The sequence below is a fragment of the Armatimonas sp. genome (assembly GCF_964826245.1).
The window spans coordinates 1-10,656 of the sequence record NZ_CBAYMC010000153.1 but is presented as its reverse complement, the minus strand read 5'-3'; the positions used below and the strand labels follow the sequence as shown (position 1 = coordinate 10,656).

General features: G+C 56.2%; 11 protein-coding genes. 3 read left to right on the top strand and 8 right to left on the bottom strand.

What is annotated here, in order from left to right; translation table 11 throughout:
• The coding region (locus AC1XOS_RS14640; protein WP_481962966.1) for an ATP-binding cassette domain-containing protein at positions 1–528 on the top strand (528 nt) is incomplete at its 5' end.
• On the opposite strand, the gene AC1XOS_RS14635 is transcribed toward AC1XOS_RS14640, so the two are convergent.
• The 8 genes from AC1XOS_RS14635 to AC1XOS_RS14600 form a co-directional block, all read right to left on the bottom strand.
• Positions 525–1,121, bottom strand: coding sequence for a Uma2 family endonuclease (locus AC1XOS_RS14635; RefSeq protein ID WP_481962965.1), 597 nt, complete (start codon positions 1,119–1,121; stop codon positions 525–527). The genes AC1XOS_RS14640 and AC1XOS_RS14635 overlap by 4 nt on opposite strands.
• A gap of 4 nt (positions 1,122–1,125) precedes the next feature.
• Positions 1,126–1,899 (bottom strand): hypothetical protein, encoded by a 774-nt coding sequence (locus AC1XOS_RS14630; protein ID WP_481962964.1) that lies wholly within the window; start codon positions 1,897–1,899, stop codon positions 1,126–1,128.
• A 240-nt stretch (positions 1,900–2,139) separates the two neighbouring features.
• On the bottom strand, positions 2,140–3,378 hold the full coding sequence (locus AC1XOS_RS14625; RefSeq protein WP_481962963.1) for a D-galactonate dehydratase family protein: 1,239 nt from the start codon (positions 3,376–3,378) through the stop codon (positions 2,140–2,142).
• 63 nt (positions 3,379–3,441) lie between these two features.
• Positions 3,442–3,639: a hypothetical protein gene (locus AC1XOS_RS14620; protein ID WP_481962962.1), complete on the bottom strand. Its 198-nt coding sequence runs from the start codon at positions 3,637–3,639 to the stop codon at positions 3,442–3,444.
• A 9-nt stretch (positions 3,640–3,648) separates the two neighbouring features.
• Positions 3,649–4,458, bottom strand: a complete 810-nt coding sequence (locus AC1XOS_RS14615) for a type II secretion system protein (RefSeq protein ID WP_481962961.1) — start codon at positions 4,456–4,458, stop codon at positions 3,649–3,651.
• Between the two features lie 125 nt (positions 4,459–4,583).
• On the bottom strand, positions 4,584–6,380 hold the full coding sequence (locus AC1XOS_RS14610; protein WP_481962960.1) for a M61 family metallopeptidase: 1,797 nt from the start codon (positions 6,378–6,380) through the stop codon (positions 4,584–4,586).
• Positions 6,381–6,456: 76 nt separating this feature from the next.
• Positions 6,457–7,647 carry a type IV pilus twitching motility protein PilT gene (locus tag AC1XOS_RS14605; RefSeq protein WP_481962959.1) on the bottom strand — a complete coding sequence of 397 codons (1,191 nt, stop codon included), beginning with the start codon at positions 7,645–7,647 and terminating at the stop codon, positions 6,457–6,459.
• Positions 7,648–7,651: 4 nt separating this feature from the next.
• The gene (locus AC1XOS_RS14600; protein WP_481962958.1) at positions 7,652–9,469 is read right to left on the bottom strand and encodes a GspE/PulE family protein; all 1,818 of its coding nucleotides are present in this window, start codon (positions 9,467–9,469) and stop codon (positions 7,652–7,654) included.
• A 370-nt stretch (positions 9,470–9,839) separates the two neighbouring features.
• On the opposite strand from AC1XOS_RS14600, the gene AC1XOS_RS14595 reads away from it, so the two are divergent.
• The gene (locus tag AC1XOS_RS14595; RefSeq protein WP_481962957.1) at positions 9,840–10,307 is read left to right on the top strand and encodes an RrF2 family transcriptional regulator; all 468 of its coding nucleotides are present in this window, start codon (positions 9,840–9,842) and stop codon (positions 10,305–10,307) included.
• Between the two features lie 6 nt (positions 10,308–10,313).
• The coding region (locus AC1XOS_RS14590; RefSeq protein ID WP_481962956.1) for an aminotransferase class V-fold PLP-dependent enzyme at positions 10,314–10,656 on the top strand (343 nt) is incomplete at its 3' end.

Below are 10,656 nucleotides of genomic sequence, written 5' to 3'. Positions count from 1 at the left end.
AACGAGCGCCTCGCCATTGTCGGGCGCAACGGCAGCGGTAAGTCCACGCTGCTGCGCTTGCTCACGGGAGAAGAAGCGCCCGACTCGGGTCTGGTGCGCTGGGAGGGCGGCGTCAAGGCGGTCCACTTCAACCAGCTCCTCGAAAATCTTGATCCCAAAGACACGCTCTCGCACGCCATCAACACCTTCGGACTGGCCTTTCATGCGCCGCGCAAGCATGTCCATAAGTTCTTAGAGATGCTCAGATTCTCCGAGATGGACCGGATGCAAAAGCTCGGGACGCTCTCCGGTGGCCAGAAATCTCGCGTCGCGCTGGCGCAGTGTCTACTCTCCGGCTCCCCCGTGATCATCCTCGACGAGCCCACGAATCACCTCGACATGCCCAGCATTCAAGTCATGGAGCAGGCCCTGATCCACTTCCCCGGCGCGGTCTTAGTGGTCAGCCACGATAGATTCTTCCTCGACAAAGTCGCCACCCGAAGACTGATCTTTGAGGGCGAAGGCAAGCTCCGCGAAGAGAGCGCCTAGTCAGCAGTTTCTTCGGGGAGAGGTGGAAAAATCTCCGCGAGGGCGATGGTGTGCTCGGGGGCGGCTTCGGGGGAGATGGACTCGTTTTCGTTGTAGGTGACGATGCTCTGGTAGTCCTCCCCGGCGGGCCTGCGGTGGACGATCACGGTGCGCCCAGTAAGATTCACCACCCAGTACTCGGGAACCCCTGCGGTGGCGTAGAGCTTTGCTTTCTGGCCTTTATCCCGCCAGAGCGTGCTGTCGGAGACCTCCACCACAAGCCGAAACTCACTGCCGGGAGGAATGCCAGTCTTGAGATAAACCTCAGCAGACTGGTGCGTCACGGCAGCATCGGGCTCAGGCTCACTCTTTTCCCCAGCACTTAGTGAGCCAGGCATGCGGACATAGTCCCAGCCAAAGCACTCCACTAAAGCGCGGATCAGCTTCATATTGACAAACGTATGGGGTTCGTTAGGCATAATTTTAACGATCTCGCCTTCGAGTAGCTCGTAGCGGCCATCAGCAAAGAGGCCGGCATCGGCCATCATCCGAAAGCCTTCTCGGGTCCAGCGAACCTGGCCCGTTTGTGGATCAGCGGTGAGTGTAGTGCTCATGGCGCTATTTTATCGCCTTTGACTTCTGATACGCTTCTTTGAGAGCCTCGGCACGCTGGCGTACCTCAGCCTTAATGATCTCTGAAAAAGGAGCGTAGGTAAAGAGCATCAAGCGGTATGCTCCAGGGATCGTCAGACGGTAAGCCTCTGTGGTTGGCTCGTAGCGCAGGATACCTGCTTGAACCTGATCCAGAGAGATCTCCATGCTCGCGGTACGCCGCTCCTCTACCGTCCACGTACGCCGAACGAGAAGATCATCGGGGAAACGCTGAAGGTGAGATTGGCAGGCAAACTGGTGCAGTGTATAAAGAGAGTCGAGACTTTGCTCCGTATCCAGAACATATACCTGTTCTTTAGATTTACGTGCCCAAAAGCAATAATAATCGTCATTGACAAGTTCAATACTTTGCCCACTTTGGAACCGAGCAAAGACCCCTTCGAAGCAGTAAGGAGCCGAGGTGCGATCCAAACCTACCACTGCCTCCAGCCGCGCGACTTCCGCATGTTCCGAGTGCTCAAAGTGCCAGACATAGATAACGCTTCCTGTGCCTCCATAGTCCCAAAGAAGCAAAGAGTTCGGGAGGAACCCCAGTGTCCGTAGCTCCTTTTCTTTGCTCTGAAAGTGCTCTTTTACCTTGGGAGGAAGCGTTTCCAGGGTTAGCTCAGTAATGGCAATCTGCTTAGTCCAGGTACATTTCCGGTAAAGCCAGGCAGGCACAAGAACTCCGTAGTAGATTGCAAGGCTGAGTAGGAGAACCTGCCACAAGCTTAGCATCACGATCCTCCTCTAGGCGCTCTTAGGTTTCTTGCGCTTGCTGGTTCGCACACCACCGACGGCTTCGTACTCGCTACTGTCGCGACCGTACTTTCCAGCGGCTTTGGAAAGCACCCGGCTACTGAAGGTTCTGTGCCGATGACGCTCCCAAGCGCATAGACCGCATCATAATCGGTAGCCTTAAGCAGATCCTCATCCACCTCACGGGGCATTGTATTTTCCATAGCCCTATTGTATTTTCCCCTACCAGTCGTGGACGCTTCCATCGGCGCGGCGGCAGACGGGCAGGTAGTTGCGCTGGTAGGGATATTTCTTGGCCGCCTCCTCATTGATGTCGCAGCCCAAGCCGGGTTTCTCCGAGGGCCAGAGCCTGCCATCTTTATATTCGGGAGCGCCGGGGAAGACCTCGTGGACGATCTCCGGGAAGAAGACCATCTCCTGCACCCCAAAGTTGGGGATCGAGACATCCACATGCACATTGGCGCAGTGGGTCGCCGGGCCGATGTCGCCGGGGCCGTGCCACGCGGTCTGGATGGAGTAAGGCTCCGCTAGGACGGCGATCTTCTTGGCCTCGGTAATCCCCCCGATATGCCCGATGTCGCAGCGGATAAAGTCAATCAGCTGCTCGGTGAAGAGCGGCAGGCACTCGTATTTCGAGTGGAACAGCTCCCCCATCGCCAGTGGGGTTGTGGAGGCGTCGCGCACTAATCGAAAGCTCTCTTTATGCTCGGGGCGCAGGGCGTCCTCAAGAAAGAATAAGTGGTAGGGTTCGAGCTCTTTGGCCAGGCGCGCCGCCTGAATCGGGTTCAGACGCTCGTGGACATCGTGGAGAAGATTGAGCTCATCGCCAAGCTTGTCTCGGAGATACGTAAACATCTTCGGGACGACTCTCAGATAGCTGGCGGGCTCCCAGTTTCCCTCGACGTGGGGCATCGAGCCACCGTCGCCGCTGCCTTTTCCCAGCCAGCTCGCACTCGCGGCTTCAGCGGCACCGCCCATGCCGTAGGTCGAGGTCGCGCCCGGAACGGGGCACTGGACACGGATGTGCGAGAAGCCTCTGGCCATCGCCGCACGCACGGAGTCCTCCAGCTCCTCGTTCGTGTGACCGCCGCAGTGGGTGTAGGCCCAGGCCCCCTCGCGGGTCTTACCGCCTAGGAGCGAGTAGACGGGCAGCCCCGCCCGCTTGCCTTTAATGTCCCAGAGCGCGATATCAATCCCGGCGAGCGCCGTCATCAGCACCGGGCCGCCGCGCCAATAGGTTCCTCGGAAGAGCATCTGCCAGATGTCTTCGATCTGGTCGGGGTCGCGGCCAATCAGCAGTGGCGCGAGATGCTCTTGTAGCGCAGCGGCGACCGCGAGCTCCCGGCCATTGAGCGTGGCATCGCCCACGCCATACAGACCCGGCTCATCGGTGAGAATCTTGACAGCGACATAGTTTCGTCCGGGGCACGTCACGATCACCCGGACTTCGGTGATTTTCATGCTCCTCTCTTCACCATAGAAAGCAAAAACCCCTCCCATGCCATGCATGAGAGGGGCAATTGATCAGGCTCCCCCGCCACCCCCAAGACCTAGCTTGGGATCGGGTTTGTACTTAGGATCGTTGGGGTTATCTGGTTTCACAATCACTCCAGGAGCCTCACTTGAAGCCCCTTTACTCAGCTTCCAGATCATGAGTCCTAGTCCCACGACCGCAACGATTCCAACCACAATGAGCATCAGAGGGCTCACTTTTTCTTTCATCAAGAGTTCCTATGGATCGGGGTAGCAGGAATCCGAAATATTAAACTTCACGCGGGCATCATTAATGTCCATAGCGGGGTTTAACCAGTAGGATGTATCTGCACAGTTAATCGTCGCATTCGGTTTCCAGAGAAGCGCAGTTCCTTTGTACCACTTGGCATGACCATCAAAAAATGTCAGGTTCGTCCCCTCTTGATGGCGTGCCCCGATACTCCCTGCGGATGTTGCCGTATAGGGAACATTGAGACCCGTATTACCAAAGAGATAGCCACGGAATCCACCCCCAAGATCACCCGAAACAGAGTCTGCGAACATCACGTTCTTCGCAGGATACTGAATAGAGGGAATACTCGGTAGAATCATTGCCCCACAACCATCAGGTGTGGTATTGTACCAGCCACTGATGGTCTGATTATAACCAATAGAGAGCCGCCCACGGTTATTTGTTGCAGGAATGGTGGCATCCCATTGCGTCCACTGATCGCAGTAGCTTGTATTTTGTGCCGACCCACAAACAAAAATCTGCTTATTTTTGATGTAAGGCATCATGGTATCCGTCCATAGCTTCTGGGTAGGGCCCGTAGGCCCCGTACTAGGACATGCCTGATAGCGTGGCAAAACGGTTTCATCATAATCTTGTAGATACATCATGAACGCAGTGCCAAGCTGGCGCATATTGGAGAGACAAGAGACAGAACGTGCTTTATCGCGCGCTTGCGCAAACACGGGGAAGAGAATCGCTGCTAAGATCGCAATTATAGCGATAACAACCAGTAACTCGATCAGCGTAAACGCAGATCGCTTTTGATGATGAGACATTCTTTACACCTCGCAAAGGTTTAGTTTAGGAAACAACCTGTGTTCGAAGGTGCGATCAACTTTTCATTATGTTTTTATAACTGATAACCGCTTGACGAGAATCATAACCTATATCCCTTTAGTCGTCAAGGATAAATTAAATTTTTTTTCATGAAAATTCCAGATAGCCTGTCAGGTGTCTCTTTTACACGCTCCAGCAGGGAGAGGCGCTCCCCTCCCAGATAGTCGAACTTGACACTGCGCACACCGTCCACTTGAAAGTTAAGCACTGTCGCTTGTGTTTTGGAGGCCCGGATCGTGTCACGTAGCAGCGTGCTGGTGAAGGGCTGGCCATTGAGGAGCGTGAGCGTGTTGCCGACACTCAACCCTGCTTGGGCGGCAAATGAGTCGGGTTCGATGGCGACGAGCTTTCCTTCCTGCACCCGAAATCCCAGCGAAGAGCGGAAGTCCGTGAGGGTCTCACGCTCGCGCTTGGGGTCGTGGACTTCCCCAAGGCGCTCCGGCCAGCCCGAGAGCTCCAGACCGAGGCGGGGCGCTCGTGTGTCGAGTGAGTCAAAGCGACTGTGAAGCCACTCAGCCCAGTTATAGGTGGGCAGGGTTGCCTTCAGTGCCGCAACAAGCTCGTCTTCGGTGTAGGGTTTCACTTCCGAACCACGATTGATCCCCCCAAAGAAGCGCCGACAAAAATCGTCCAGCGAGAGCTTCTCATTACTCTTCTGACGAATCAGCGCATCGGCCTCCAGCCAGTGGAGCATGCTCTCGTAGTAGACATCGTTGGAGAGCCTCAGCCGCTTGCCATCACCCTTGCTCGCGATCAGGGGGTAGGCCAGTGCTGCCTCACGGAGCGACTGCCACTTGCGTGCCTCACGCCCATCCAGCGAGAGGAGCGTTTGCCGCAGGTGCTCCCGCTCGGCCTCAAAGGGATAGAAGCCACAGCGCACCATCAAGATCTCTCCCAGATACTCCGTCATGCCCTCATAGACCCAGAGCAAGTCCGTCGAGAGCGGCTGGTTGAAGGTCTTGCCTGCGAGGCCATACGGACGCCGAAACTTGCCGTTCCAGCTATGGACATACTCGTGCGGTAAGAGATTCGCATTCCACTGTCCGGGCACTCCTGTGCCATCCCCCAGCGCATTGGGCCGCAGAACATTGACCGTGGACTCATGGTGCTCCAGGCCATACTGCGGCAGCCCCGTGGTGAGCGCGAGCAGGAAATTGAATTTATCGTAGTGCCGCGCCCCGAAGAGTGCTGCACTCTCCGTGACGAGCTTTTTCATGCAGGCGAGCACATGGGCATTGGGAGTCGCTCCTTCGTCGCTATCGGCAATCACCGCCAGTGTGTGCGAGACGCCATCCGGGCTGGGTAGCTCGAAGCGCTTGAGGTACTTTCCCGCAAAGATCGGAGAGTCGGCGAGGCGCTCCAGTGAGACTGTGGGAGTGCTCGGTAGCGATGTCGCCTTCTGCCAGCCGTCGGGCAGTAGGAGAGTAGGGGCAAGCTGTGTCGTGCGGATATCGGCACCCCGTGGTGCCAGAAAGAGCGCACTGGGATTGATCACCGCCAGATTCGCGGTCGCTGCCACCCCATAGGCGATCTCGTCGGTATCGCCTTGCCGGGGAAGATAGTCAAAGTGCGCCTCTAGCTCTTTGGCTCCTGCGGGTACGGTAAGCTGGAAGGCATAGCTATCGTAGCCATCGCGCCGCCACGCAACACTCTTTCCACCTGCCAAGAAGCCCAGCCGCACCACATTCTGCACCGGCCCGACGGGCTCATGCATTCCAGGAATCCACTTGGGATACTCCAGAGTCAGCGGCCCTGGCTTCACGGGGAAGCGCAGTTTCACATGGACAACTTGCTTGCTACTTACCTCACGCGCATCTATCGTGAGGGTGATTGCAGGAGGCGGAGCGGCGAAAAACGGCATGGGCTTATCTTACCTGAAAAGACAAGAGCCTCCTGTGCTCAAACACAGGAGGCTCGCTAGACTCGCACTGTTAAAACTACATACGGCGGTTCTTGGCGGTTTCTCCGCCTTGAGCCACCACCATCTCGGCCTGCATGAGCATGTTCTCCAGCTCGGTGCGGTTCATGGCCTTGGCAAGCGCATTCTCCTTCGTGATGACGCCCTTCATGGTCATATCACGCAGACACATGTCCATGGTCTGCATTCCGATATTTCCCGAGGTCTGGATCATGGACGTGATCTGGTGGGCCTTGGCTTCACGGATCAGGTTGCGGATCGCGGGTGTGGCGATCATGATCTCCTGAATGCAGACACGACCTCCCCCAATGCGGGGCAGAAGCTGCTGGGTAAGCACGGCAATCAGGTTGTTGGAGAGCTGCAGGCGGATCTGCTCCTGCTGTCCGGGCGGGAAGGAGTCCACGATACGGTCAACAGTGGAGGCCGCTGAGTTGGTGTGGACGGTCGCAAAGACAAGGTGGCCCGTTTCCGCCGCCGAGACGGCGAGCGACATGGTTTCAAGATCTCGCATCTCCCCCACCAGAATGACATCCGGGTCTTCTCGGAGAGCGGCACGCAGGGCGTTGGCAAAGCTCTTCGTGTCTTGTCCTAGCTCGCGCTGGTTCACCACGGACATCTTGTGGCTATGGAGATACTCAATCGGATCCTCGACCGTCAGGATATGCTCCGAGCGGTTCAGGTTGATGTCGTTGAGCATCGCAGCCAGTGTCGTGGACTTGCCCGAGCCCGTCGGACCGGTGACCAGCACCAGACCACGGGTATTGTGCGCAATCTTCTCGACAACCGGCGGGAGTTTCAAGTCTTCCAGGGTCGGAATCTTAGTAGGGATGGTTCTAAATGCCGCCGCCACGGTTCCTCGATCACGGTAGAGGTTCACGCGGAAGCGACATGCTCGGCCCAGTGCATACGAGAAGTCCAGCTCCATCGTAGACTCGAACTTCTGGATCTGCTCGTCGGTTAGGATATCGTAGTTGATGCGCTGGCTGGTCTGCGGGGTAAAGGACTCGTAGGGAGCCTGGAGGAGCTTACCATCCACCCGAATAACCGGCGGGAGCCCTGCGGCGATATGGAGGTCAGAAGCGCCTTTGGTTTCAAAAACCAGGTGCAGGAGCTCATCAATGTGGGCATCTTCCAGCGAGCGCACACGCCCGCCTCCTGCCCCCACCATTCGCTCTGGCTGGGGAACTTGATCCGGTCCTGGGGTTGACATAACTTTATCCTTCTCCTGCAGTAAAGACGACGCGGCGGACTTCGGCAATATCGGTAATCCCACGCAAGATTTTAATCAGTCCATCTTCACGCATCTTCATCATTCCGTTGCGGGTAGCGCCCTCCGTGATATCTCCCAACGAGGCACGGCGCACAATCAGATCCGCGATATCATTGTTCATGGTGAGCATCTCGTGAACCCCCGTACGGCCTTTATAGCCGGTCTCGCCACAGACATCACAGCCTGTGCCGCGTCCTCGGTAGAGGGTGACTGGCTGATCCAGGTCGGTCTTATCCAGGCCAAACTCCTCCATTGCCTCGAAGACACTGGGCTTGCCAAAGTTAAAGGGAAGCAGCTCACGGGTCGTTCCTTGGTAGCTCTCTTTACAGCTGGCACAGACCGTACGACCAAGGCGCTGGGCAAGAATCGCAATCAGGGTCGCCGCAATGAGAAACGGCTCCACCCCCATGTCCGCAAGACGCATCGTCGCAGATGGCGCGTCGTTGGTGTGCAGCGTGGAGAGCACTAAGTGGCCCGTAAGCGCGGACTCAACCGCGATGTCTGCCGTCTCAAGGTCGCGCATCTCCCCCACCATGATGATGTCCGGGTCTTGACGCAAGAAACAACGCAGCGCGTTGCCAAAGTTCAGACCCGCTTTTTTATTGATCTGAACTTGGGTGACTCCCATAAGCTCGTACTCAACGGGATCTTCAACCGTGATAATATTTCGCTCGATCTTGTTGAGTTTGTGGAGCACCGAGTAGAGAGTGGTGGTCTTGCCCGATCCGGTTGGCCCCGTCACGATAAACATTCCGTTAGGCTGCTCGACGAGCTGCTCCAGAGGCACCATGATCTCAGGGCGGAAACCAAGGCGCTCCAGACCAATCTGGGTTGACGATTTATCAAGAATACGCATGACGATCTTCTCACCATACATAGACGGCAGACAAGAGACACGCATGTCGTAGTCTTTTTTGTTGTGCTGAAGCCCAATACGACCGTCCTGAGGAACACGCTTCTCCGCGATATTCATCTCGGACATGATCTTACAGCGGGCCACTACGGAGTTCTGGATCAGCTTGGGAATCGGCATTACCTCGCGGAGAACACCATCAATTCGGTAGCGGACACGCATGCTCCGGCGGAACGGCTCCATGTGGATATCTGAGGCCCCCATATCAATGGCATTGGAGAGAATCGCATTGACCATTCGAATAATAGGTGCCGCATTCTCGTCGTCGCCCTCAACCCCGATCTCATCGTCCTTGCTTCCCCCTTTGGAGTCCACAATGGTATTGATGAGGGAGCTCATGTCCTTCATGCTCACACCAGGCTGGGCAGCACCACCACTGGACTTGACCACTGCTGTCGCCGCACCCGCTGTAGGAGCGGTCAGAGCCGCGCCGTAGTTCTCTTTAATTGCGGCTTCAATATCCGTAGGAGCCGCCGCAAGAGCACGCACAATGGGGACGCGAGAGGCGACCTTGATGTCATCTATCGCCGGGACGTTGCGTGGATCGGCCATCGCGACATAGAGTGTCTGACCATCTTTGCGAACCGGGATCGCCTTGTGGCGCATGACGATATTCTGTGGAACGACGTTCAGCGCCGATGATTCTGGTTTGTGCTTGGTGATATCAACAAACGGGAGCCCTTCAGACTCCGCCCAACACTGATACACATCCACCTCCATGGCGAAGCCTTTATCCACCACAGACTTGCGTAGATCTCCGCCAACGGCCTTGGCTTCTTCTAACTGCGCGGCTGTGAGAAACTGCTTCTCTAGGAGAATGTCCGCGAGACTTTTGCGTACATGTGCCATTTGAGTCAACCCTCCCCGAAGTTTCCGTCTAGAGTCAGACGGTTAATGATGCCAGCGATTTCCCGTAGTAACCTCGGGCCTGTCGCAATGACGGGTGTTCTCATGTGGTATGAATCGTGTCGTTTCAACACTGAAATTGGTACTCTCAACCTGCCCCCGCCGAAGTAAACTCTTTAAGTGCCCGACCCTATTGAAGATCAGGATAGCCGATTATAACATAGGGCCGTTTCCCGACGCAATTCAAACATTCGTTCTATTTTTTATTGCGAATCATTCCCGCTCTTGACAGCGGTTTCCAGAGCCGATACTATGTCTTACGGTTGGCGACAAATTCAGTCGGCGACTAAAGAATTCGGGAACTTCAAACGCCGTGTTCACGTTTACTAAAAAGACAGACTATGCCCTTCTTGCTCTTTGTTTTCTCGCCACCGAGGGGACAGATCGCCTTGTGGGGCCACGTGAGATTGCACAGCGCTACGAGATTCCCGCCGAGCTTTTGGCCAAGGTGATGCAGGCTCTTGCGAAACGCAAGCTCATGATCTCGGTACCAGGCCCCACGGGGGGCTATCAGCTAGGGCGTGAGGCCGTTCAGATCTCTATCGCGGAGATTGTTGAGGCGACCGATGGCCCCCTCGCCATTGCACAGTGCTGGGAGGAGTCTGGACTTGATGGCTGCCAACAGGCGCGCCACTGTCACCTGCGTGGCCCTCTAGCCCGCATCCAGGAGCAGATGGCAGATATTCTGCGCCAGATGACCCTCGCCGATGTGCTTGCACCAGAGCCACTTCGGGGCCGCCGTTTTGAAAATACGGTGCCTCTCATCATGGCCCAAAAATAAAAAATTATGAGCGTCAAACTACCTATCTATCTCGACAACAATGCCACCACGCGAACGGATCCCCGTGTCGTGGAGGCCATGCTTCCCTACTTCTCCGAGGTCTATGGCAATGCCGCCTCACGCAGTCACAGCTTTGGCTGGGCTGCTGAAGAGGCGATTGATATTGCCCGTGCCCAGCTTGCCAAAGTGCTTGGTGCAGACCCGAAGGAGATTATCTTCACGTCGGGCGCTACCGAATCGAACAACCTCGCCATCAAGGGAGTCGCCGAGATGTACGCCGAGAAGGGCGATCACATCATCACGGTCGTCACCGAGCACAAGGCGGTTCTGGACACCTGCAAGCACTTAG